At 66.1% G+C, this 23443-nt stretch carries 20 protein-coding genes; 7 read left to right on the forward strand and 13 right to left on the reverse strand.

Going from position 1 to position 23443, the window contains the following annotated elements; genetic code table 11:
• Positions 1–37 precede the first annotated feature (37 nt).
• The 6 genes from VFG17_RS05940 to VFG17_RS05965 all read left to right on the forward strand — a co-directional run bounded on the left by VFG17_RS05940 (position 38) and on the right by VFG17_RS05965 (position 5022).
• Positions 38–1144, forward strand: coding sequence for an ABC transporter permease (locus VFG17_RS05940; RefSeq protein WP_325028542.1), 1107 nt, complete (start codon positions 38–40; stop codon positions 1142–1144).
• A complete protein-coding gene (locus VFG17_RS05945) occupies positions 1144–1998 on the forward strand; it encodes an ABC transporter ATP-binding protein (protein WP_210727539.1) in 855 nt (284 codons plus the stop codon). The genes VFG17_RS05940 and VFG17_RS05945 overlap by 1 nt, the downstream gene beginning before the upstream one ends.
• Positions 1999–2007: 9 nt before the next feature.
• Positions 2008–2949 (forward strand): MlaD family protein, encoded by a 942-nt coding sequence (locus tag VFG17_RS05950; RefSeq protein ID WP_325028543.1) that lies wholly within the window; start codon positions 2008–2010, stop codon positions 2947–2949.
• 11 nt (positions 2950–2960) lie between these two features.
• Entirely contained in the window at positions 2961–3557 is a 597-nt protein-coding gene (locus VFG17_RS05955) for an ABC-type transport auxiliary lipoprotein family protein (RefSeq protein WP_325028544.1), read from the forward strand.
• Between the two features lie 103 nt (positions 3558–3660).
• Positions 3661–4575: an alpha/beta hydrolase gene (locus tag VFG17_RS05960; RefSeq protein WP_325028545.1), complete on the forward strand. Its 915-nt coding sequence runs from the start codon at positions 3661–3663 to the stop codon at positions 4573–4575.
• Between the two features lie 126 nt (positions 4576–4701).
• Entirely contained in the window at positions 4702–5022 is a 321-nt protein-coding gene (locus VFG17_RS05965) for a DMT family transporter (protein ID WP_325028546.1), read from the forward strand.
• Between the two features lie 8 nt (positions 5023–5030).
• Here the strand turns inward: VFG17_RS05965 and pepN are convergent, their stop codons facing one another.
• Complete coding sequence (gene pepN / locus VFG17_RS05970) at positions 5031–7631, reverse strand: aminopeptidase N (RefSeq protein ID WP_325028547.1); 2601 nt, start codon at positions 7629–7631, stop codon at positions 5031–5033.
• A 46-nt stretch (positions 7632–7677) separates the two neighbouring features.
• Here pepN and VFG17_RS05975 point away from each other — a divergent pair, with 46 nt between their 5' ends.
• On the forward strand, positions 7678–8469 hold the full coding sequence (locus tag VFG17_RS05975; RefSeq protein ID WP_325028548.1) for an SDR family NAD(P)-dependent oxidoreductase: 792 nt from the start codon (positions 7678–7680) through the stop codon (positions 8467–8469).
• Here VFG17_RS05975 and VFG17_RS05980 read toward each other — a convergent pair.
• The 12 genes from VFG17_RS05980 to VFG17_RS06035 form a co-directional block, all read right to left on the reverse strand.
• Positions 8466–9731 carry a DUF445 domain-containing protein gene (locus VFG17_RS05980; RefSeq protein WP_325029085.1) on the reverse strand — a complete coding sequence of 422 codons (1266 nt, stop codon included), beginning with the start codon at positions 9729–9731 and terminating at the stop codon, positions 8466–8468. The two genes, VFG17_RS05975 and VFG17_RS05980, sit on opposite strands and share 4 nt — an antisense overlap.
• A gap of 73 nt (positions 9732–9804) precedes the next feature.
• A complete protein-coding gene (locus tag VFG17_RS05985; RefSeq protein ID WP_325028549.1) occupies positions 9805–13221 on the reverse strand; it encodes an efflux RND transporter permease subunit in 3417 nt (1138 codons plus the stop codon).
• Positions 13222–13259: 38 nt separating this feature from the next.
• The gene (locus VFG17_RS05990; protein WP_325029086.1) at positions 13260–14447 is read right to left on the reverse strand and encodes an efflux RND transporter periplasmic adaptor subunit; all 1188 of its coding nucleotides are present in this window, start codon (positions 14445–14447) and stop codon (positions 13260–13262) included.
• Positions 14448–14765: 318 nt separating this feature from the next.
• Positions 14766–15035 (reverse strand): GlsB/YeaQ/YmgE family stress response membrane protein, encoded by a 270-nt coding sequence (locus VFG17_RS05995; RefSeq protein ID WP_179494935.1) that lies wholly within the window; start codon positions 15033–15035, stop codon positions 14766–14768.
• Between the two features lie 122 nt (positions 15036–15157).
• A complete protein-coding gene (locus VFG17_RS06000) occupies positions 15158–15421 on the reverse strand; it encodes a GlsB/YeaQ/YmgE family stress response membrane protein (RefSeq protein WP_039572182.1) in 264 nt (87 codons plus the stop codon).
• A gap of 1018 nt (positions 15422–16439) precedes the next feature.
• Positions 16440–17588: a DUF2853 family protein gene (locus tag VFG17_RS06005; RefSeq protein WP_325028550.1), complete on the reverse strand. Its 1149-nt coding sequence runs from the start codon at positions 17586–17588 to the stop codon at positions 16440–16442.
• Between the two features lie 118 nt (positions 17589–17706).
• Complete coding sequence (gene nadA / locus VFG17_RS06010) at positions 17707–18696, reverse strand: quinolinate synthase NadA (protein ID WP_325028551.1); 990 nt, start codon at positions 18694–18696, stop codon at positions 17707–17709.
• 66 nt (positions 18697–18762) lie between these two features.
• On the reverse strand, positions 18763–19476 hold the full coding sequence (locus VFG17_RS06015) for an adenylate cyclase (RefSeq protein ID WP_325028552.1): 714 nt from the start codon (positions 19474–19476) through the stop codon (positions 18763–18765).
• A 66-nt stretch (positions 19477–19542) separates the two neighbouring features.
• A complete protein-coding gene (locus VFG17_RS06020) occupies positions 19543–20157 on the reverse strand; it encodes a DUF4230 domain-containing protein (protein ID WP_325028553.1) in 615 nt (204 codons plus the stop codon).
• Positions 20154–21074 carry an MBL fold metallo-hydrolase gene (locus tag VFG17_RS06025; protein ID WP_325028554.1) on the reverse strand — a complete coding sequence of 307 codons (921 nt, stop codon included), beginning with the start codon at positions 21072–21074 and terminating at the stop codon, positions 20154–20156. Before VFG17_RS06025 ends, VFG17_RS06020 begins: the two co-directional genes overlap by 4 nt.
• Positions 21075–21233: 159 nt before the next feature.
• Entirely contained in the window at positions 21234–22919 is a 1686-nt protein-coding gene (locus VFG17_RS06030; protein ID WP_325028555.1) for a M56 family metallopeptidase, read from the reverse strand.
• Complete coding sequence (locus tag VFG17_RS06035; RefSeq protein ID WP_325028556.1) at positions 22916–23284, reverse strand: BlaI/MecI/CopY family transcriptional regulator; 369 nt, start codon at positions 23282–23284, stop codon at positions 22916–22918. The genes VFG17_RS06030 and VFG17_RS06035 overlap by 4 nt, the downstream gene beginning before the upstream one ends.
• Positions 23285–23443: the final 159 nt, after the last annotated feature.

Here is a 23443-nt window from a genome sequence, read left to right on the forward strand (position 1 = left end):
GCCGTTACCGGGCAAATAATACAATGTCGCCCGCACGATGGTGGCCAGAGCGGATTTCGAACATAGCGATGGTGCCAGTGGCGCCGAAGTCCGCTTCACAGGCCGACTGACGCTCGCCCGTCTGGGCGACGTCCCGGCGCGGCTCGACGCGCTCGGCGCGATCGCGACGTTGGACCTGTCGGCGATCGACCGGATCGACACGGTCGGCGCGTGGATCGTGACGCGCACCGCCAAGGAACATGGTTCGCAGGTCGTCGGCGCGAGCGCCGAGGCCGAGCGCCTGCTCGACGCGCTCGCCAGCGACAAGAGCGAATATCGCGTCCACCGCGACCGCCGCCCGGCGTGGATGCGGATGCTCGAACAGGTCGGCACCGCGAGCGTCGCAATCTGGCACGAATTGCTCGGCATCATCGGCTTTTTCGGCGCGATGATCGTCGCGCTCGTTACGCAGATCCGCGCGCGCCGCCGCCTCCGCTGGAATGCCATCGTCACCCGCTTCCAGACCGTCGGCGTCGACGCGCTGCCGATCATCGGCCTGATGAGCTTCCTCATCGGCATCGTCATCGCCCAGCAGGGCGCGGTGCAGCTCGAACAATTCGGGCTCGAGGTGTTCACGATCAATCTCGTCGGCCGCGCCTCGATCCGCGAACTCGGCCTGTTGATGACCGCGATCATGGTCGCCGGCCGGTCGGGATCGGCCTTTGCCGCACAGATCGGCACGATGAAGCTGACCGAAGAGGTCGATGCGATGCGCACCATCGGCGTCTCGCCGATGGAGGCGATCGTGCTGCCGCGCGTAGCCGCGTCAACGATCACCATGCCCTTGCTCGGCTTTTACGCCAGCCTTTGCGCGATCGCGGGCGGCGGGCTCTTTTGCTGGGTCGGGCTCGACATTCCGCCGCTCACCTATATCCAGCGCCTGCGCGAAATCATCCCGATGACCGATTTCTGGATCATGCTGATCAAGGCGCCGGTGTTCGGCGTCCTGATCGGTGTCACCGGATGTTACGAAGGGATGCAGGTGCGCCAGAATGCCGAAGAGGTCGGGCAGCGCACCACCTCCGCCGTTGTCGCCGCGATCTTCCTCGTCATCGTCCTCGACGCGATGTTTGCCGTCTTCTTCTCGTCGCTGGGATGGAATTGATGGCCGAAGAGACCGACATCGAAATCCGCGAGGAACTGGCGGCCGCCGACGCCGTGCGACCCGAGAAGTTCGAGCGCGCCATCTGTATCCGCGGGCTGAAGAACCAGTTCGGCGACGCGGTGATCCACGACGGGCTCGATCTCGACGTGCGTTCGGGCGAGATTCTCGGCGTTGTCGGCGGGTCGGGCACCGGCAAGTCGGTGCTGATGCGCTCGATCATCGGGTTGCAGACGCCGGCGGCGGGCGAGATCGAAGTCTATGGCAAGACGCTCGACACGATCGCCGACGAGGAGGAATCGCGCGACCTGCGGCGGCGCTGGGGCGTGATGTTCCAGGGCGGTGCGCTCTTCTCGACGCTCAGCGTCGCCGAGAATATCCAGGTCCCGCTACGCGAATATTATCCGCGGCTCGACGCGAATCTGCTCGACGAAATCGCCGCCTACAAGGTCGAGATGGTCGGCCTGCCGCCCGATGCCGGCCCCAAATATCCGGCCGAGCTGTCGGGCGGGATGGTCAAACGCGCGGGGCTCGCCCGCGCGCTCGCGCTCGACCCGGCGCTGCTCTTCCTCGACGAGCCGACCGCCGGCCTCGACCCGATCGGCGCCGCCAAGTTCGACGAGCTGATCCGCGAACTCGCCGACACGATGGGCCTCACCGTCTTTCTCATCACGCACGATCTCGACACGCTTTACGCCACTTGCGACCGCGTCGCGGTGCTCGCGGAAAAGAAGGTGATCGCGGTGGGCACGATCCCCGAACTGCTTGCCACCGAACATCCGTGGATACAGGATTATTTCAATGGGCCGCGCGGCCGTGCTGCTGCGGGCGGGAACCAAACCGCGCGCGCGCGATAGGAACAGCTGATGGAAACACGCTCGAACAATGTCCTCGTCGGCGCCTTCGTCCTCCTTTTCACCGCGGCGCTCGCGGTGTTCGTCGTCTGGCTCGCCAACGACAGCGGCGGCACGAAGCGTGAATATGACATATTTTTCAAACAGTCGGTCGACGGACTGAACAAGGGCGCACAGGTGCAATTCTCCGGCGTGCCGTCGGGACAGGTGCGCGAAATCGCGCTCTGGCCCGACGATCCGCAGTTCGTGCGCGTGCGGATCGAGGTGAACGAAGGGGTGCCGGTGCTGCAGGGCACGACCGCCGCGCTCGAAGGCGTCGGCTTTACCGGCGTGTCGCAGATTTCGCTCGACGGCGCGGTCAAGGACGCGCCGCCGATCACCGACAAGGGGCCCGCCGGCAAGCCGGTGATCCCGACGCGCGTCGGCGGGCTCGGCGAACTGCTCAACACCGCGCCGCAGCTACTCCAGCGCCTGTCGACGCTCAGCGAGCGCCTCGCCGAACTCGTCGATGACGAGAACCAGGCGAGCATGCGTGGCATCCTCAAAAATGTCGAAGCGTCGACCGCAATCCTCGCGCGCAACGGCCCAGCACTCGAAAAGGCGCTCGCCGATACTCGCATCGCGATCCAGCAGACCGGCCTCGCGGCCGAGCAGATCGGCAATCTCGCCGCAGCGACGCAGGGGACGATCGACCGCAACGTCGACCCGGCGATGCGCAACCTGCGCGAAACGCTCGCCTCGGCGAACGAATCGATGAAGACGCTTGAGGGTGCGATCGCCGATGCGCGGCCCGGCCTCAAGACGTTCAGCGAAACGACGATCCCCGAAACCAACGCGCTGATCCGCGACCTGCGCCGCACTTCCGCTTCGCTGTCGAGCCTGACCGACAAACTCGACCAGCAGGGCGCCGGCGCGCTGCTCGGCGGCAGCAAGCTGCCCGATTACAAGGAATGAGGATGCCCATGATGCGTAGATTTCGCGCCCCGCTCATCGCCGCCGTCGCGGTCGCGACGCTGTCGGGTTGCATCGGGCTGGGCGGCAAGACGCCCCCCTTCCTGCTGACGCTCGACCCGGAGGCCGAGCCGCAGGCGGGCGCCGCGCGCACCGCTGCCGAGGCGGCGACGCTGACCATCCTGATCCCGACCGCACCGCAAAAGCTGCGCACGACGCGCATCCCGGTGCAACAGGATGATGCGAGCGTCTCCTATGTGAAGGATGCGCAATGGGTCGAGGCGCCGTCGCGCCTGTTTCAGCGGCTGGTGTCCGAAACCGTCGCCGCGCGCACCTCGCGCGTCGTGCTCGACGAGGGGCAATATCTGACCGCGCCGGGCGAACAGCTCGCGGGGCAGCTCATGGAATTCGGCGTCGATGCGCGCACGAACGAAGTGGTCGTCGCCTATCAGGCGATGCTCGTCGCCGCGGGCGGCAAGACCGTCACCCAGCGCCGCTTCGAGACGCGCGAGGCGATCGGCGGCAAGGTCGAGGCAAAGCCCGTCGGCGAGGCGCTGACCCGCGCCGCGAACAAGGTCGCGGTCGACGTGGCGGGCTGGCTCGGCGGATAGGAATCCTTTCCGTCGCCCGTATCCATTTCGATTACTCTTGAGGTAATCGCTTAGCCGTCGGCATCGCCCTATCGTCGCTCCATCACATCGACAGGAGGGACGGATGCACAGACGCGAGATCATGGCATTGGCAGGCATCGCCGCGGCGGGCACCTTTTTGGCGCCGGCACGCACCCTTGCCGCAGCCCCGGATGCGAAACGGCCCGCCGAGAGCTTCGTCGCCGCCAAGGACGGGACGTCGCTGTTCGTCCGCGACTGGGGTGCAGGCCGGCCCATATTGTTCCTGTCGGGGTGGGCTTTGCCGTCCGATTTCTGGGGTTATCAGATGCTCGCGCTCGCGCGCAAAGGCTATCGCGCGATCGCCTATGACCGGCGCGGGCACGGCCGCTCGGCCGACCCGGGGCGCGGCTATGACCATGACACGCTCGCCGACGATCTGGCGGCGGTGATCGACGGATTGAAGCTCGACGGCGTGACCATCGTCGCGCATTCGATGGGCGCCACCGAGGTCGCGCGCTATTTCGCGCGCCACGGCGGCCGCGGCGTCGCGCGCGTCGTGCTCGTCGGCACGATCACGCCCTGCCTGATGAAGCGCGCCGACAATCCCGGCGGCATCGATCCCGCCACGCTCGCTGCGGGCGCCGACCTGCTCGCGCACGACTTCCCGGCGTGGATCGCCGCCAACACCAAGCCCTTCTTCACCCCCGAAACCTCGGCCGCGATGGTGGCATGGGGACAGGCGATGATGATGTCGACCTCGCTGCTCGCGGCGGCGCAGCTGGCGCAGGCGAATTTCACGACCGACTTCCGGGCCGATGTGCGGAAAATCAACGTTCCGACGCGGATCATCCACGGCGACCGCGATGCCTCGGCGCCGCTCGCGCTGACCGCGAGGGCAACCGCGGCGTTGCTGCCGCAAGCGACGCTTAGCGTCTATGAAGGCGCGCCGCACGGCCTGCCGCTGACGCATGTCGAGCGGTTGAACGCCGAACTGCTCGCCTTGCTTTCGAGCACGTAAGCCACTTGCCACCGCGCTCAGGCTGACCTAGGGGCGTGCCCACGACGTTTCTGTCCGATGCGCGCAGCCTCTTTCGGGTTTCCGGCTGCGTCCTTTCCTTCGAGCCCGCAATTCGAAGGAAATGATATGGGATGGTTCATCCTCGGGGTCGCCGTGTTCACCGAAATCGTCTGGGCGCTCAGCCTGAAATGGGCCGCCACGATCGGATCGTGGCAGGCGTCGCTCGTCCCGGTTTCGCTGAGCTTCCTGAACATGGCGCTGCTCGCCTTCGCGATGCGCGAGATTTCGGCCGGCACCGCCTATGCGATCTGGACCGGCCTCGGCGCGATCGGCGTGATCATCGGCGGCATCATCCTGTTCGGCGAGAAGGTAAACGGGGTCCAGCTCGGCTTCATGGCGCTCATCGTCATCGGCGTCGCGGGGACGAAGCTCTTCGCCCCCGCCTGACATTATGATCAGCCAGCCAGGCTCTTCGACGCCTGCTCGGTCACGTCGCGCGACAGGCCGGGCTGCGCGAGGATGCGCTCCAGCTCGGCGCGCATGAGCGCCTGCCGCCCCTCCTCGAACCGCTTCCAGCGGCCGAGCGGCGGGATCATCCTTGCCGCGGTCTGCGGATTCTTCGGATCGAGCGCGATGACGAGGTCGGCGATCAGCCGGTAACCCGCCCCGTCGGCCTGATGGAACGCCGCCTGATTGCCCGTCAGCGCGCCATAGAGCGACCGCACGCGATTGGGGTTCGCGAGCGTGAAATCGGGATGCCGCGCGAGTTCCTTCACCGCACCGACAGTATCGGGCCGCAGCGACCAGGCCTGCACCTGAAACCATTTGTCGAGCACCAGCGGATTGTCGCGATAGCGCTGATAAAAGATATCGAGCGCTGCCACGCGCTCTTCGCTGTCGCCATGTGCAAGCGTCGCGAGCGCCGCCTGCCGCTCGGTCATCCCGTCGGCGTCGGAGAAGATGCGGAAAGCCAGCGCCGCGGCATCGTCCAAACCCGCCGCCGCGAGATAGGCGAGCGCCACGCCGCGCAAGCGGCGGCCGCCCTTCGCGCCGCGCGACAAGTCGGTCGCCGCCGGCGTATCGCCGGCGAGGACCGCGTGCCATTCCGCTTTTAGCGCGGCGCCGATCGCACCCTGCAACGCCAGCCGCTCGCGGCGGATCGCATCGGGGTCGACCGTCACCATCTGGTCGCCGATAAAGGCTTCGCTGGGAAGCAGCACCGCCTCGGCGACGAAGGCCGGGTCATCGGCGCGCCCCACCAGCGTCTGCGCCACGGCTTCGATCACCGCGCCGCTGCCGCCGCCCTTGCCTGACACCGCGGCGACGAGCGTGTCGAGCATCAGTTGCTGCAACGCCTCATAGCGGGCGAAAGGATCGTCGTCGTGCGCGGCGAGCCATGCGAGCTCGCCGTCCTCACGCGCGAAATCGACGATCACCGGTGCCGAAAAGCCGCGGTTGATCGAAAGCATCGGCCGGCTGCGATAAGGACCCAGCGGCACCGCCATTTCGGCGCGATCGAGCAGTATGAGCTGCTCCGCCGCGTCGCCATGGCCGCCATCGAGATCATAAGCCTTGATACGCAGCGGGATGAGCATCGGCGCCTTGTCGGGTTGCCCGGGCGTCGGCGGCACGGCCTGTGCCAGATGGAGCGTGCGCTCGCCCGTCGCCGCGTCGGTGTCGATCCGCGCGGTGATGCGCGGCGTGCCCGCCTGCCCATACCACAGTCGGAACTGGGCGAGATCGACCTTGGCGCCGTCCTCGATCGCGCGGACGAAATCCTCGCACGTCGCCGCCTCGCCGTCGTGGCGCTCGAAATAGAGGTCGGTGCCCTTGCGAAAGCGTTCGGCGCCGACCATCGTGTGCATCATCCGGATGATCTCGGCGCCCTTGTTATAGACGGTCGCGGTATAGAAGTTGCTGATTTCCTGATAGGAGTCGGGGCGGATCGGATGCGCGAGCGGCCCGGCATCCTCGGGGAATTGCGCCGCGCGGAGCAGGCGGACATCCTCGATCCTTTTGACCGGCGGCGATCCCATGTCGGCCGAGAAATTCTGGTCGCGAAAGACGGTGAAGCCTTCCTTCAGCGACAATTGGAACCAGTCGCGGCAGGTGACGCGATTGCCCGACCAATTGTGGAAATATTCATGCGCGACGACGCCCTCGACCCCGTCATAATCGAGATCGGTCGCGGTATCGGGGTCGGCGAGGATGTAGCGGGTGTTGAAGATGTTGAGCCCCTTATTCTCCATCGCCCCCATGTTGAAATCGCCGACCGCGACGATGTTGAACAGGTCGAGGTCATATTCGCGGCCATAAACCGCCTCGTCCCACTTCATGCTGTTCTTGAGCGCGTCCATCGCGTGGCCGGTCCGGCCCTCGTCGCCCTCGCGCACCCAGATACCAAGTTCGACCCTGCGCCCCGACATCGTCGTGAAGCTGTCCTTGTTGACGACGAGATCGCCCGCGACGAGCGCGAAGAGGTAGGAGGGCTTCGGCCACGGGTCTTCCCAAAGCGCCCAGTGCCGACCGCCTTCACCCGCGCCCCGCTCGACGCAATTGCCGTTCGACAGCAGGATCGGGAAGGCCGCCTTGTCGCCTTCCATGCGCACCCGGTAACGGCTCAGCACGTCGGGCCGGTCGGGGTGGAAGGTGATGCGGCGAAAACCCTCGGCCTCGCACTGGGTGCACAGCATGCCGTTCGAGGCGTAGAGCCCCATCAGCTGGGTGTTCGCCGCCGGGTTGATCTCTGTCTCGATTTCGACCGTCGCCGCCGTCCGCTCGCCCAGATCGACGATCAGGTCGCTACCATCGAGGCGCCAGTCGTTCCAGCTCTCGCCGTCGACGCGCACCGCGGCGGGGGTCAGCCCGTCGCCGCGCAGCACGAGCGGCGTCGGCGCATCGGCATGGCGCACGACGGACAACGCCGCGGCGACCTTCGTTTCGTCGAGCCCCAGCGCGAAATCGAGCGAGATGTCCGGAACCTGCCATTCGGGAGGGCGATAATCGCCGCGATGGATGGTGACGGGGATGGCGGGCGTGGAAGAGAGGTCGGTCATCCAATCGATCTAGGCAGGACGCCGCCGACGCGCAATAAGGCGCGCGATGAGCCATATGCTGATTTTCGGAATGGGCTATGCCGCGAGCCATCTTGCCGGACGGCTGCGCGCGCGCGGGTGGGAGGTCGAGGGAACGACGCGCGACGGGCGCGCAGGCGGCACCGCCTTCGACGACGAGCGCGCGGTGCACAAGGCGTTGCGCAGCGCGACGCATATCCTCTCGTCGGTCCCCCCGGCCGAAGGCGGCGACCCCGTGCTCGCGCGCTATGGCGAAGCCATCGCCCTCGCCCCCGCAACGTGGACCGGCTATCTTTCCTCGACCGGCGTTTATGGCGATACGCGCGGCGCGTGGGTCGACGAGAGCGCCCCGGTCAAGGGCCGCCGCGCCGATCGCAACGCCGCCGATGCGGCTTGGTCGGCGCTGCGCGGCGATGTGTGCGTCTTTCGCCTTCCCGGCATCTATGGCCCCGGACGTTCGATCCTCGATCGCATCCGCGAGGGGCGCGCGCACCGGATCGACTTGCCGCAGCAGGTCTTTAGCCGCATCCATATCGACGACATCGCAGGCGGCGTGATCGCGTCGTTCCGGGGCCCCGCGGGCACCTATAATCTCGCCGACGACGCACCCTGCCACCAGAATAGGCTCGTCGAATGGGGCTGCGTCATGCTCGGCGCGCCCTTGCCGCCGCTGCAGTCGCTCGACGAAGCCGGCCTGTCACCCGCCGCGCGCGCCTTCTATGCCGAAAACCGCCGCGTCGCGAACGGCAAGGCGAAACGCCTGCTCGGCTGGACCCCGCGCTATCCGACGTTTCGCGAGGGACTTGCAGCGAGCGGCTAGATCAAAACATCGACTGTATGGATCAGCACGCCCACCAATCCGCCGACCAGCGTGCCGTTGATGCGGATATACTGAAGGTCGTCGCCGACGGCATTTTCCAGCCGGTCGGTGATCGTCTTCGCATCCCAGCCGCGGATCGTGTCGGACACGAGCTTGAGCGCGGTTTCGCCATAGCTGTCGACGACGCCGACGACGGCGCGGCGCGCATAGCGGTTGAGCGTACGCTTGATGCCGACATCCTCGCCGAGCATCGCGCCGAATTGCGTGACGAGTTCGCCGATCCGGCCCGCGAGCATCGTATCGGGGTTACGCGCCGCCTTGAGCAGCGCGCTGCGGCCCTGTTCCCAGAGGCCGTCGAGCCACCGCTTCACCGCCTTATTCTCGAGCAGCTCGTCGCGGACCTTGGCGACCTTCGCCTTGACCTCGGGGTCGTGCTGCAGGTCGAGCGCCATCTTGGCGAGCCCTTCCTCGACACGGATACGCAGCGGGTGCGTCTCGTCGACCGCCATTTCGCTGAGCAGCTTCGACAGCCCCGCGACGATACGGTTCGAGATGCTTTCGTCGAGTCCGGTGAAACGCACGATCGCGTTACTATTGTCGTGGACCATCTGGTGGATCAAATGCTCGTTGAGTTCGAGCGTCTTCGATCCCCATTTGACCATCGCATCCAATAGGGGTTGATGCCGCCCCTCGGCAAGCGCAGCCTGCAGCGCCTGCCCGAGCAGCGGCGCGACGTCGAGTTCGCGCAGGCGGTCGGCGATCGCCGATTTGACCATGCCGCCGAGCCGTTGCTGGTCGAGCGCGCCGAGCGCATCGGCAATGATGCGCGAGGCACCAAGGCGCAATCGCCCGCCGCCCTCGCCCGGTTCGGACAGGAACTTACCGACCGCGCCTGCGACGTCGACCGTCTGCATCTTGCGCGCAATCAGGCGCGGCAGCAGGAAATTGGTGAGCAGGAAGCGCGCGAGCGTATCGCCGATGCGGTTCTTGTTGCGCGGGATGATCGCGGTGTGGGGGATCGGCAGCCCCATGGGGTGGCGGAACAGCGCGGTGACCGCGAACCAGTCGGCAAGCCCGCCGACCATCGCCGCTTCGGCAAAGGCACGGACGAAGCCGACCGCGGGGTGGACGTCCTGATAGTATTTCGCGCCGATGAAGACGAGCGCCATCACGATCAGCATGCCGGTCGCGACGACGCGGATGTTCGATCCCCTCGCCGGAATGGAAACGCCAATCGGCCGGGGGGAAGCGCGGTCGGTCATGTGAATCAAATGGCGAAAACCGGCAAAGGTTGCAACCGGCGCGGCGCGGAGCCGCACCGGTCGCTCGTCATTCTCACTCGGCGGGGTCCGGCACGGCCTCGCCATGCGGCTTGCTTTCGTCGCCCTTGCGATAGGTCAAGAGGTTCGCAGAGAAGAAGCGGCCGAGGCGTTTCTCGATGCTGTCCGCCAGGCTGAAACCGGCGGGCACGATCAGCAGCGTCAGCAGCGTCGACAGGATCAGGCCGCCGATCACGACCACACCCATCGGCGCGCGCCACGCTCCGTCGCCCGACAGAGACAGTGCTGTCGGCACCATGCCCGCGACCATCGCCACCGTCGTCATCACGATCGGCTGCGCACGCTTGCGTCCCGCGTCGAGCAGCGCATCCATCTTGCTCACGCCATGGTCCATTTCCTCGATCGCGAAATCGACGAGCAGGATGGAGTTTTTCGCGACGATCCCGAGCAGCATGAGCAAGCCGATATAGACCGGCATCGAAACTTCCATGCCGGTGACTGCCAGCCCCAAAAGACCGCCGAGCGGCGCGAGCAGCAGCGACGACATGTTGACGAGCGGCGACAGAAAGCGGCGATAGAGCAGCACCAGCGTCGCAAACACCAGCAGAAGCCCCGACACCACCGCGATGATGAAGTTGTTGATCAGTTCCGCCTGCCACTTCTGGTCGCCCTGCACGACCTTGCGGACGCCCTGCGGCATATTCTTGACCGCCGGTAGCGCATCGATCTTTTTCTGTGCGTCGCCCGTGACGAGGCCGGGCGCAAGGTCGGCACCGATGACGATGCGCCGCGTCTGGTTATAGCGACGCAGTTCGGTCGGCCCGGCCCCAAAGCCGATCTCGGCAACCGACTTCAGCGGCACGGTCGTCCCGCTCGCGGTCGGCACCGGCAGATTCTCGATCGTCGCAAGGCTGCGGCGCGAATCTTCGGACAGGAGCACGCGGATCGGGATCTGCCGGTCGGACAGCGAGAATTTGGCTGCGTTCTGATCGATATCGCCCAGCGTCGCGATGCGGATCGTCTGGCTGAGCGCCGCCGTCGTCACGCCGAGTTCGGCGGCAAGGTCCATCCGCGGATTGACGATGATTTCGGGACGCGGAATGTCGCCTTCGATCCGCGGCGCGCGCAGTTCCTTCATTCCGCCCATCTGATCGACGATCAGGCGCGCATGTTTTTCCAGCGCGACCGGATCGTCACCGCCGACCACCATGGTGATGTCGCGGCCCGAAAATCCGCCCGACTGGCTTTGGAACGACACGCGCGCGTCGGGAATCGCCGCCAGTTTCGGTTGCAGGCTGCGTTCCCATTCGACGCTGGTCTGCTCGCGTTCCTTTTTGAGCGTGATGAAAGCGTTTCCGCCGCCGACCTCGACGTCGTAGAAGGCGGTTTGAACCGCGGGGCTGTCGTCGAGGATGGCGCCGATCTGCCGCACGATCGCCTCGCTCTGCGCCAGCGTCGAACCCGGCGGCAGTTCATATTTCACCTGGCTGTAATCGCTGTTGATCGTCGGCTGAAACTGTTGCGGCAGGACCGCAAACAGACCGATGCTCGACAAAAATGCCAGAATGCCGATGCCGACGATCCACACGCGATGGTCGTGCAGGCGCGCCCAGAAACGCTGGACCATGAATTTGGCCCAATGGGTGAAGGCGAACCCCCGCATTCCCAAGGCATAAACGAGCGCGCCGATCAGGATCGCGAGCAAGCTCGTCACCAAAAAGGTCGCGATCGTCATAACCGGGGTCAACAAAAGGAAGTGAATGGCCGGGTTCGGGCCATCCTGTCCGGCCGGGACGGGCTGGAAATAGGCATAGACCGAATAGAGGGCGTATAGACCCGCCAGCACGAGCGGGACGCCGAGAAACGCCAGCCTGGTCGGCGTGCCGTCATATCCCGCCCGCACCCTCTGCTGCTTGCTGCTGTCGAGTGTCCACGCCAGCAGCCGCTCGTAACGATCGACCCACGGGCCGGCGGCATGTTCCTGCTCGCCCTGCGCCGCCAGGAAATAGGCCGCGATCATCGGGGTGATCATGCGCGCGACCGCCAGGCTGGCGAGCACCGCGAACACGACGGTCAGGCCGAACTGGATGAAGAATTGGCCCGAGATGCCCGGCATCAGCGCGACCGGCAGAAACACCGCGACGATCGACATCGTCGTCGCGACGACCGCGAGGCCGATTTCGTCGGCGGCGTCGATCGACGCCTGATAGGCGGTCTTGCCCATTCGCATATGCCGGACGATATTCTCGATCTCGACGATCGCATCGTCGACGAGCACGCCGGCGACGAGGCTGAGCGCGAGCAGCGACAGACTGTTCAGCGAAAAGCCCATCATGTCCATGAACCAGAAGGTCGGGATCGCCGACAAGGGGATAGCGAGCGCGCTGATCAGCGTCGCGCGCCAGTCGCGCAGGAACAGGAACACCACGACGACGGCAAGCACCGCGCCCTCGATCATCGCGAGCATCGAGCTGCGATATTGTTCCTTGGTATATTCGGTGCGGGTGAAGAGGATCTTGAAGTCGACCTTCGGGTTGTTCTTCTTGATCTGTTCGAGCTTCTTCATCGTCTCGTCGTGGACGGTGACGTCCGACGCGCCCTTCGCCTTTTCGATCGAGAAGCTCAGCACCTGGCGCCCGCGGATCTTCGCGAGGTTGCGCTGCTCGGCATAGCCGTCGGTGACCCTCGCGACGTCGGCGAGGCGGATGGTGCGGCCATCGCCGATCGAGAGGCGCGTTTCACCGAGCTGAAAAGCGTTTTCCGCGTTGCCCAGCACGCGCACGGCCTGTTCGCTGCCCGCGATTTCGGTGCGCCCGCCCGCGGCGTTGACATTCACCTGCCGCAACTGCTGGTTCACCTGGCTCGCGGTCAGGCCATAGCTTTGCATACGCGCGGGATCGAGAATGACGCGGATCTCGCGGTCGACGCCGCCCGACCGGCTGACCTGGCTCATCCCAGGGATCGACAGCAATTCCTTCGCGATATTGTTGTCGACGAACCACGATAATTGTTCGAGCGTCATGTCCGACGCCTCGACCGCAAAATAGGTGATCGGGCCGCCGGCGATGTCGACCCGCACGACCTGCGGTTCGAGGATGCCGTCGGGCAGATCGCTGCGGATCTGCTGAATCGCCTGGTTGACGTCGTTATAGGCGCGGTCGATCGGCGTGCCGATCGCGAACTGCACGAAAGTCCGGCTGTTGCCTTCGCTGACATAGGACGACATTTCGTCGACGCCGCTAACCCCGCGGATCGCCGCCTCGACGCGCTGCGTCACCTGCGTCTCGAGCTCGGTCGGCGCCGCGCCGGGCTGGACCACGACGACCTGCACCGCGGGAAATTCGATGTCGGGCTGGTCGTTCACGTCCATCCGGTTGAAGCTGACGATACCCGCCAGCAGCAGCAGGACGAACATGACGACCGGCGGCACCGGATTGCGGATGCACCAAGCGGAGATGTTGCGAAAGCTCATGATTCAAACGCCTTTTGTGCGTACGCGATCCGGTTCGATTACTGCGACGATTTCTGGACCACCGGCTTTACCTTGTCGCCGACGTTGAGGAAGGCACCGGCCAGCACGACCACGCGTTCGCTGCCGTCGAGACCCGAGGCGATCGACACGCCGCCATCGGTCACCGTGCCGACCTTGACCGGGCGGCGCCGGATCGTGTCCTTGCCGTCGACGATCAGCACATAATTGCCTTCGGGGCCGCTCTGCACCGCACTTTCGGGGAGCAACGGCGCTTGGGCGGTGCCCGCCACCAGCCGCGCGTCGGCAAAACCGCCGGGACGGAGCGCGGCGCTGTACGGCACCGCGATACGCACCATGCCTTGACGTGTATCGGGGTTGATGACCGGCGACACCTGCCACACCTGCCCTGCGATGTTCAGGTTGCTGCCGACCGGGGTGATCGTGGCGCGGGTGCCGACGCGCACGCGTTGCAGATCGGCTTCGGCCATCTGCGCCAGCAATTCCATCTCGCCGCCGCGGGCCATGCGGAACAGCACGCCGCTGCCGGCGCCCACGATCTGGCCGACCTCGACGTCGCGGGTCAGCACCAGTCCTGCGGCCGGCGCGACGATGTTGAGCCGGTCGTTGCGCGCGGTCGCTTCGGCATATTGCGCTTGCGCAACGCGCACGCGCGCGTTGGCGGCGTCGCGCGTTGCCCGCTTGCGATCCATATCGGCCTTCGAAATGAAGCCGCGCGATACCAGCGCCTCGGCGCGTTCGAGTTCGGCCTGCGCCAGGTTCGCGTCGGCCTGCGCCACGCGGATCGACGCCGCGAGGCCGGCGGCCTGCTGCGTCTGAACCGAGCGATCGATGACGGCGAGCGGCTGTCCGGCGCCGACCCATTGGCCGGGCTCGACGAGCACGCGCTCGACGCGGCCGCCTTCGCCGGCGACCCCGACGGGCATTTCGCGCCGCGCCGCGATCGTCCCGTTGGTCGAAATCGTCGACTGGACGGACTGACGGCCGGGGGTGACGACGGTGATGCTGGGCACGGCGGCGGCGCCAGCGGCACCTCCCGCGGCGGCCCCATCGGCGCCCGCCGCGCCGCCCTTTCCGGCGGAAAAGGCATAATAGGCCGCAGCCAGCGCGAGCGCGATCAGCACCAGCGCGACGATCAGCCGCGTCCGCTTGCGCCGGCTGTCGTCGGCGTCTTCATAAAAGCTTTGCGTGCCCGCCAGGCTGTCCATCGAATCCACTTTCCGCTCGTAGTTCACGCCGAAAACCCTCCCTGCCTTGCGCGGCATCATGATGCGGAAGGCGCGAGCGCGCCCACCCCCTTCGATCCCGCACAACAGGATCAATCCTCTGCGAGGTGTATTACCTAATTAAATCACCACTGGCAAGAGGCGAAACTTCGCCGTCCCCCCTGCGCCCCGAAGCGCGCGCCATAGACGCATTGTCACGCGAATTCCAGTGGTTGCGAGCATGAAAAAGGGCGGCCCGCCTCGCGGCGGCCGCCCTCTTCTTCGTGCCGGTCTGCCGGACCGGCTATGGCCGTTCGGTGGTCAGCGGACGCGACCGCGGCGCACGAGGTTGACGATCCCGAGCAGGATCACGGCGCCTAGAAAGGCGGTGAGCAAGGTCATCGGATCGAAGGCGTCGCCGCGCAGATGGCCGCCGCCGAGGAAGCTGCCGAACAGGAAACGGCCGAGGATCGACCCGATGCAACCGACGATGATGTTGAGGAAGATGCCCTGTTGGGCGTCGGTGCGCATCACGATGCTGGCAAGCCAGCCGATGATGCCGCCCATGATGATTGCGATAATCCAAGTCATAAGATCACCCCTACGATCGTTGTTGGCGCCTGACCTTGCAGGCATGATATTGGTAACTCAAATATCTGAAATCGCCTAGCGGAATGGCGGCGGCGGAATGCGGCCATCCGCCGCCATGCCGATCAGCGGACGCTGCCGCGCCGTATCAGGTTGATGATCCCGAGGAGCACCACCGCGCCGATGAAGGCCCAGAGCAGCCCGATCGGGCTGAAGGTGTCGAGGCTGGCGCCCATGCCGAAAAAGCTGCCGAGGAAATTGCCCAGGAACGCGCCGACGATGCCCACGACGACGTTCAGGATGATGCCTTGTTGTGCGTCGGTGCGCATGACGATGCTCGCCAGCCAGCCGATGATGCCGCCGACGATCAATGTGATGATCAAACCCATGATTTTCCCTTCCCTGAACCGGCCGGGCACGCGCCGGCGGCCGGCGATTATCGAAACGTCCGGTCGTGCCCGGACATCGCTTCAGCGATATTGGGACAATGCGGTCGGGGATCGAAAGGTTCCCGGCCGGCCCGTCCGGACGCGGCCGGGAAAAGGGGGATCGGTTCCTGATCGGGAACGTCTCCGGGTCGCAATATGGCACTAAGCAGCGCAGTTTGACGCTGGTGTGACGAAAGCCACAGTCGCGAAAATAATTGCGGCGCGGAACAAGGGCTCCAGAGGGAGCAGGAGGCGTGGGACGCACCACAGAAGTATGGCGATGCCGTGCCACTGCGGGGCCGCTTGGACGGGCATGCGAAATGGGGGCCGGCATCGCTGCCAACCCCCACTATCCGGTTTTGCCCTGCTGGCTCCGTTCCGCTTCATCCCGGTCCGCTTCTCTCGCGATCAGCGGCCCGCAAAACGATGCGTCGCGGCGCACGCCGGAGCAATCCGGCGACGGTTTGGTCGGCCCCCTTTCGGGGGCCGGCCGCACCTGGAAAGCCCTTCATCATCTCTTCTTGCGTCCGCCGAAGCGGTCGCTGTCCAAGCGATGGACTGCATTTCCTGTACCCGATCGGGTCCGTATCAACTCGTGGGAATCGCTACGTTCCGTGATCAGGCTATCGGTCGATTTCCTCGCTGGTCCGCTCCGTTCTCTTCCGGCTAGTCTTGCAACTACCCTTGATGTCCCGGTGGTCCGACGTCTCTGTCGTCCGATGATTTGAAGCTGACACGAAGCATTCGGGGCGCCAACAAAAAATGCACCAAAACCCGCCCGCAACCGCCCGCGCTTGTGGATAAGTCCGGCATTAGCAACAAGCGGATTCGCTGCAGCAATTTTGCAACAAGGTTGCAGCATTTTCGGAGCCATCGCCGACCGGCTTGCCGACGGCGGGCGAGTCGCGACTCGCCCCCTCGCTCAAAAAAGAGAGCGGGCTGCACAGAACCCGCTCCCCATCATCGCCGCAAAAGACGATCAGCCCTTCACGGTCACCTCGACACGACGCGCCGCTGAATTGTCCGTGCCGGACGTCGTAGTCTCCGCGGGTTTTTCCAGAACCACCCGTTCGGGGGCGAAACCGAGCTTTTCGAGCGCGGCCTTCACGCTCCGCGCGCGGTTCTTCGACAGCTCGGCGTTGGCGGCCGCGTTGCCCGTCGGATCGTTATAGCCCGACACCGCCAGCGTCGCGGCGGGGTTGGCGTCGAGATAGGTTTTAACCGCCGCCGCCGCGGTGGACAGATCGTTCGACACCTCGGACTTCCCGGTATCGAAATAGACCGTCAGCATCGGCTTGCCTTCGCGATCCGCGGCGACAACCCCTGCGCCTTCCGGAATGGCGGCGGTCGTGGTCGGTGTCGCTGCGCTGTCGGCGGGTGCGACCGTTTCGCTGACAGCAGCTTCGTCGGTCGCCGGCGCCACGGCGGCTTCCTGTTTCGAACAATAGCGCAGCCCGAAGAAAAGCAGCGCTGCCAGGATCAGCGCGAGCAGGAGCCAGCCCAGCCAGCCCATGCCGCCACCGGCCTTCTCGTCGTCGTCGCCACTCGAATAGACGGCCTGGGGCGCCGTCGAGGCCGGCGGCGGTGGCGCCGCGGGTGCAGCGGAAGGTGGGGGGACGGCCGTGGGGCTCGCGGCCGCGGGGCTACCGGACGCGGCACCGCCCGCCGCAGCGCCGGCCCCGAGGCCCGCCGCAGCGAGCGGCGCCACCGGCGCCGTTTCCTCCTCGTCCTTATCCGCGTCGCCGCCCGCCGCACCTGCGGCCGCCAGTCCGGCGGCGGCTCCGGCCGCTCCCGCAGCGCCAGCGACGCCGCCGAAGATGTTGAGGAGGCCGAAATGCCGCGCGAGAAGATAATAGACGGTGACGCGGTTCTTCGTCCGGTCTTCCTTCATCCGCTCGCCGACGCCGGCGATCGCGGCATCGAGCGTCGCATCGTCGTCGGTCAACCCCAGCTTCTTTTTGAGGAAATTCTCGCGAACGCGGTCGGTTTCTTTTTTGTCGCTGAAGGAAACGAGCGAGGAATCGCGGTTTCTGAGCGCGATCCCGAGATATTTGACGATCGCCGCAACCACCGTCTCGTCGGCGTCCGCGACATATTTCCTGACATCCGCCAGCCAATCTTCTGCCATGCGATCATCCTCCTGCCAGACGCAAGGGTTCGCCGTCAGACGCTCGCACGGGGGGCGAGACTCGCGTCTTAGGAGCCGGAACTTATATCATTTTTCAGGAATGCAATAATGCAGCGGGTCAGCGCTTGCCGAGATCGCCCTTGCCCACCGTCCCCGACGCCATGTCGAGCATCCGGTCGAGGCTCTTCCTCGCGGCGAGGCGGAGATCCTCGTCCATCTCGATCCGCGGTTCGAGATCGCGCAGCGCGAGGTAGAGCTTCTCCATCGTGTTGAGCGCCATATAGGGGCAGATGTTGCAGTTGCAGTTGCCGTCGGCTCCGGGCGCACCGATGAAATTCTTCTCGGGCAGCGCGAGTTCCATCTGATGGATGATGTGCGGCTCGGTCGCGACGATCAGCGTGTCGCCGGGGAAACTCTTCGCGAACTGCAAAATGCCGCTCGTCGAGCCGACATAATCGGCGTGGTCGACGATGTGCGGTGGGCATTCGGGGTGCGCGGCGACCGGCGCGCCCGGATGCTGCGCCTTCAGCTTCAGAAGCTCGGTCTCGCTGAACGCCTCGTGCACGATGCACACGCCCGGCCACAGCAGCATCTCGCGCCCGAATTTGCGGTTGAGATAGCCGCCGAGATGACGGTCGGGACCGAAGATGATCTTCTGGTCCTCGGGGATCTGGCTGATGATCGTCTCGGCGCTCGACGAGGTGACGATGATGTCGCTGAGCGCCTTCACCGCCGCCGAGCAATTGATGTAGGTCAGCGCGATATGGTCGGGGTGCGCTTCGCGGAAGCGTTTGAACTGTTCGGGCGGGCAGCTGTCCTCGAGACTGCATCCCGCGTCCATGTCGGGTAGGATCACGATCTTTTCGGGGCTCAATATCTTCGCGGTCTCGGCCATGAACTTGACGCCGCAAAAGGCGATGACGTCGGCGTCGGTTTCCGCCGCCTTGCGCGAGAGCTCGAGCGAATCGCCGACGAAATCGGCGAGGTCCTGAATTTCGGGCTTCTGGTAATAATGCGCGAGGATGACGGCGTTACGCTCCTTGCGGAGGCGTTCGATTTCGGCGCGCAGATCGAGACCCGAGAGATTCTCGCGGATGGGAGCAGTCATGGCATTTCCTTATATGGCTTAGCCTTGGCGTCCCCCTACACGCTGCCCCGCGACAGGGCAACGCGGTCAACCGCCGGCCAGCCGCTCCGCGAGCGCGATGACAGGGGGCGTCATCGACAAGAGATAGATGGTGAGTCGCACCGCGATGACAACCGCCGCGACAGCTTTCGTCGCCGGATGCACCCGGCCGAGCGTGCGGCGGTCGTAGAGCGCGACGATGCCGACGACGCCGAGCTGGACCAGTCCGACCGGAATGTCCGACCAGCCGATCATCAGCGGCATCGGGAGCAGCCGTCCCAGCGCCGGTTCGAGGATCACGATCGTCGCGCCGATCATCAGCCGCCGGTGCCAGTCGGTCGCGCGCCGTCGGCGGAGCGCCCAGGCGACCATCGCGCCGAAGGCCAGCGACTCGGTTACCGTCAGCGCGAGGAAATAGGGCGGCGTGAAAAAGGGCGGGAAACGGTTGAGCACCAGCGACGCGACCCCGGTGAAGATGCCGAGGCAGGTGATGAAGATCGCCAGCAGCCCGCCGACCCGCCCGAGCTGACGGTGCCGCGCCAGATTATCGCGCGAAACCAAGGCCGGTTGCGCGATCAACAGCGCGAGCCACGCGAGCATCGCTACCCCGTGGACATGCACCCAAAAGGGCGCCGCGACCGGATCGACGAAGCCCCGCAACGCGAATTGCAGGAAACCGACGACGATGAAGATCGCGAGGCCGATCGCCATGCGATGCCAGAAAAGCTCGACGCGCGCGGCGCCGCCTGCCGTTGTAGCCATGCCCGTTTCCCCTACCCGACCCGGCGGGAGAATAGCGTGGCCGAAAAAGCGCGAAAAGCCCGGTTTTTACCCAGCCGATGCGTTGGCGAAGCGCGCGGTCACCTTCGCGTCGATACCCGCGGCCTTCAGCGGCATGGCGAAGCTCTGCTCGACCGCAGTGCGCGCGGCGCCCTGCGCGAGGCGCATCGGCGTCGTGCCCTTGGCCTGCTTGATCAGCTCTTCCTGCGCGCGCTTGCGATTGGCGGCATCGAGCGTCTGCTCGGCATCGGTCAGCGTGAGCAAAATCTCGCCGTCGCGAAACTCGCTGATCGCATCGATATCGATCTCGGGGCCCGCAAGCCGCAGCGGCGGCAGCGTGACGGTCAGCGCATTGGTCGCCGCGTCCCAGTCGAGGTCCGACTGTTTCAGCTTACCGAGGTCGAGTTCGTAGCGGACGGTGCCCGGCATGATCAGCGTCTTCTTCGCGCTCAGCCCGAGCCGGCTCTGCGTCGAGGTCACCACCGCGACATAGCGCGCGGTGAAGGGCACCAGCACATTCTGTTCCTGCAGTCCCTGCAGGCTCGCGGCGACGACCGTCTCGGGATCATAGCCGCGCTGCCAGTCCTGCCAGGCGCGCCAGCCGAAGAAGAGCGCGAGCGCAAGGATCGCGACGAGCGCGGCGCGGAACGGGCCTTTGCTCATGCCACCAGCCTCCAGCTTTCGGCATCGCGCGCGACGCGGCCGCGATTTTCGAGATCGATCAGATGCGCGAGCACCGATCGGCCGGCGGCCCCGGTCAATCGCGGGTCGAGCCCCTTGTACATTTGTTTCACCATCTCGGGGATGACGCTTGTGCCCTTTTCGAGTTCCCGCAATATCTGCCGCTCGCGCTGCTTGCGATGGCCGAGCATCCCGCGCACCAGCTGCCGCGGCTTGGTCACCGCGGGGCCGTGCGCCGGATAATAGACGCGGTCACCCCGCTCATAGAGCTTCGACAGGCTCGCCATATAGGCGGCCATGTCGCCGTCGGGCGGGCTGACCACGCTGGTCGACCAAGCCATGACATGATCGCCGGTGAACAGCGCCCCCGTCTCGACCAGCGCGAAGCAGAGATGGTTCGACGTGTGCCCCGGCGTCGCGACCGCCTCGATCGTCCAGCCGTCGCCCGAAATCCGCTCCCCATCGGTCAGGATGCGATCGGGCGCATAATGGGCGTCGAACGCCGAATCGGCGCGCGGGCCGTCGTCGTTGAGCGCCAGCGGCGCGCAGCCGATGATCGGCGCGCCGGTCGCCGCCTTAAGCGGCGCGGCCGCCGGCGAATGATCGCGGTGCGTGTGCGTGCAGAGGATCGCCGTGACGCGCTGGCCCTCGACCGCGCGCAGGATCGCGTCGACGTGCCCTGCGCCGTTGATATCGGCGGGATCGCCGATGCTCAGCCCCGATCCGGTCGGCCCCGGATCGATCACCGCGACATCGCGGCCCGCCCCGACGATCCACGTCTGGGTGCCGGTAAAGGTATAGGGTGAGGGGTTCGGCGCGAGCACGCGGCGCACCAGCGGCTCATGCTGTTCGCACTCGCCAGCGCGGATGCTGTCGGGCCAGGGCTTTTCGTCGCTCATGCCGCCCATGTGGCATCGCCGACCGCGAAGGAAAAGGGATGAAGGCCAAAAATCGGGATGCGAAAAAGGGAGCGACATGGGCCGCTCCCTTCCCCGCCCCTGCCGCCGGCCCCACCGGGGAGCAAAGGCCGGCGTCGAAGCTGGTCGGGCCCGTCGGGTCTAGTGGCCCGATTTCTCCATATCGGCCATCGCCTTGTCGAGGTCGGCAGCGACCTTCGCGCGCATCTCCTCCGACATGGCGTGCGCCCATTTGGCTTGGGCGAAGGACTCGCGCGCCTTCTTGAGCGCCGACAGCCGCGCCGCCCGGCCGGCCCGGTCGCCGCACGAGAACATATAAACGCTGCTGTGCTTGTTGCCGTCGGATTCTTCGCGACTGACGATCGGCGCGGTCGGCTTGCCGTCGCCACATTTGCTGACGACCCGGGTACCGCTGTCAGTCGTCCAAGCGCCGTGCGGCACTGGCGGCACCGGCGGCATGGCGGGTATCGGGGGCATCGGCGCCAGGACGGTGCGGATGTGCTCGGTGCGCTTCGCTTCCAGTCTGTCGGCGATCGCCTCGGCGCGCCTCCCGGAAATGCCCTGTTCCTTGAGCGTCGCGAGGACATCGTCGCGCGACAGGCTACCGGGGGTGCGGATTTCGATGTGGCGCGCGTCGTCCTTGCTGGCGGTGCGCGCGGACGTCGCCGCAGGCGCCTTTGCGCCATCCTCGCGGATCACGATGCGATGCACCTCGCGCTTCGCCCCGCCCTCGTCGGCCGTGACATCGTCGCTATGTTGGGTGAAGACCATGACGCCGGGCGCGTCGGGCACTTCGAGGGGCGCCTCGGGCGCCGGCGGCGCTTCGGGCGGAGCCGGGACATCGGCGGTCTGCGCCTTCGCCACGACGATGCCCGCCGGAACGAACGTCGCAGTGGTCGCGAGTACCGCGAGCGTCGCGCCGCCGACGAGCAGCCGGCCGACAAGGCCGCGCTTTTTCGAAATATCCTGCCGCGTCAACATCGTCAGCCTCTCCTGCAGATTGTCGTGCACCGCCATCGGCGCGGCGAGCGACAGGCGCGGGCCGACCGCCGCCTTGACGATCGCGGTCGCATAGCTCGCCGTCCGGTCGCTGCGCCCCTCGCGATCGGCCCCCGCCTGATCGACCATCCCCAGAACCCGCGCGTCGCAGGCGGCCTCCTGGTCGAAGCGAAAGGCGCGGATCGCGCGCCAGGCGAAGGGATTGAACCATTGGGCGGCCAGCAGCACAAGCGCCGCGCTGTTCGCCCACAGATCGCCGTGGCGATGGTGCGACAGCTCGTGATCGATCGCCAGCGCGCGCTCCTCGGCGACATAGCGCGCGAAGAAATCGTGCGGCACCGCCACATTGCGTTGCCACAGGCCAAAGGCGACCGGGCCCTCGACCGCGTCGGACATCACCAGCCGGATGCTTCCAATAGGTTCCAGCTCGACGGCATCGCGCAGAACGTCGCGGCGAAAGCGGCGATGCGACACCAGCGCGGCGGCCAGCACGGCGGCCATCCCGGCCGCCCATCCGGCGAAGAGGAGCGGGGTCAGGTCGGCGAGCGACCAGAGCGGCTCGGCGACCGGCCCGGGCGCCGCGACCGGCAGGCCGGCCGGCGCCATCTCTATCGCCTCGACCGCGGGCGCGGGCATCACGATCACCGGGTCGGCGAAAGGCAGCGGCGGCAGCACCAGCCGCAGCGCCGGAACCGCCCATAAGGCATAGGTCAGCCGAGGGCCGAAATGCCGTGCAAAGGGCTTGCGGACGATCAGGACCAAGAGGACGAGAACCGCCGTGGTGATCAGCGTGTCAGCCCACGCGCCCAGCAGCAGCGCGGCGCTCACGACTTGAGCTTCTTCAAGAGCGCCTCGATCTCGGCAATGTCGGTATCGGTGAGCGCCTCGCGGTCGGCGAGATGCGCGATCAGCGGGCTGACGCGGCCGCCGAAGAGGCGGTCGACGAAACGCTGCGATTCCTCGCCGACGGCGTCGGCGCGCTCGATCGCGGGGCTATAGAGATAGCGCCGGCCGTCGGCCTCGGCCGTCACCGCGCCTTTCTGGACCAGCCGCGCAAGCAAGGTTTTCACCGTCGCTTGCGTCCAGCCGTTGATGGTGCCGATGCGCCGGGTCAGGTCGGCGGCGGTCTGCGGGGCCTTGTCCCACAGCGCCGACAGCACCTGCATCTCCGACTCGCTTGCTCGTTCTGCCATGCGGACCCCTCCCATTGGCACCCGTCGATCTAATGCGACTACAAATGTAGTCAAAGGGCTGAACGCTTGCTGAACGAAGCTGAACGGTATTGTGTCGGAATATTTGACACCGTTCGTCATCGGTAAGAAATTGCTAACCAGCGTCTTGCGCCGGAATCC

The sequence above is a fragment of the Sphingopyxis sp. genome, from assembly GCF_035686825.1.
Taxonomy (GTDB): Bacteria; Pseudomonadota; Alphaproteobacteria; order Sphingomonadales; family Sphingomonadaceae; genus Sphingopyxis.

Coding starts and splice junctions, on each gene's coding strand:
- VFG17_RS05940 (WP_325028542.1), top strand. CDS start 38: ATGGTGGCCAGAGCGGATTTCGAACATAGCGATGGTGCCAGTGGCGCC.
- VFG17_RS05945 (WP_210727539.1), top strand. CDS start 1,144: ATGGCCGAAGAGACCGACATCGAAATCCGCGAGGAACTGGCGGCCGCC.
- VFG17_RS05950 (WP_325028543.1), top strand. CDS start 2,008: ATGGAAACACGCTCGAACAATGTCCTCGTCGGCGCCTTCGTCCTCCTT.
- VFG17_RS05955 (WP_325028544.1), top strand. CDS start 2,961: ATGCGTAGATTTCGCGCCCCGCTCATCGCCGCCGTCGCGGTCGCGACG.
- VFG17_RS05960 (WP_325028545.1), top strand. CDS start 3,661: ATGCACAGACGCGAGATCATGGCATTGGCAGGCATCGCCGCGGCGGGC.
- VFG17_RS05965 (WP_325028546.1), top strand. CDS start 4,702: ATGGGATGGTTCATCCTCGGGGTCGCCGTGTTCACCGAAATCGTCTGG.
- pepN (WP_325028547.1), bottom strand. CDS start 7,631: ATGACCGACCTCTCTTCCACGCCCGCCATCCCCGTCACCATCCATCGC.
- VFG17_RS05975 (WP_325028548.1), top strand. CDS start 7,678: ATGAGCCATATGCTGATTTTCGGAATGGGCTATGCCGCGAGCCATCTT.
- VFG17_RS05980 (WP_325029085.1), bottom strand. CDS start 9,731: ATGACCGACCGCGCTTCCCCCCGGCCGATTGGCGTTTCCATTCCGGCG.
- VFG17_RS05985 (WP_325028549.1), bottom strand. CDS start 13,221: ATGAGCTTTCGCAACATCTCCGCTTGGTGCATCCGCAATCCGGTGCCG.
- VFG17_RS05990 (WP_325029086.1), bottom strand. CDS start 14,447: ATGGACAGCCTGGCGGGCACGCAAAGCTTTTATGAAGACGCCGACGAC.
- VFG17_RS05995 (WP_179494935.1), bottom strand. CDS start 15,035: ATGACTTGGATTATCGCAATCATCATGGGCGGCATCATCGGCTGGCTT.
- VFG17_RS06000 (WP_039572182.1), bottom strand. CDS start 15,421: ATGGGTTTGATCATCACATTGATCGTCGGCGGCATCATCGGCTGGCTG.
- VFG17_RS06005 (WP_325028550.1), bottom strand. CDS start 17,588: ATGGCAGAAGATTGGCTGGCGGATGTCAGGAAATATGTCGCGGACGCC.
- nadA (WP_325028551.1), bottom strand. CDS start 18,696: ATGACTGCTCCCATCCGCGAGAATCTCTCGGGTCTCGATCTGCGCGCC.
- VFG17_RS06015 (WP_325028552.1), bottom strand. CDS start 19,476: ATGGCTACAACGGCAGGCGGCGCCGCGCGCGTCGAGCTTTTCTGGCAT.
- VFG17_RS06020 (WP_325028553.1), bottom strand. CDS start 20,157: ATGAGCAAAGGCCCGTTCCGCGCCGCGCTCGTCGCGATCCTTGCGCTC.
- VFG17_RS06025 (WP_325028554.1), bottom strand. CDS start 21,074: ATGAGCGACGAAAAGCCCTGGCCCGACAGCATCCGCGCTGGCGAGTGC.
- VFG17_RS06035 (WP_325028556.1), bottom strand. CDS start 23,284: ATGGCAGAACGAGCAAGCGAGTCGGAGATGCAGGTGCTGTCGGCGCTG.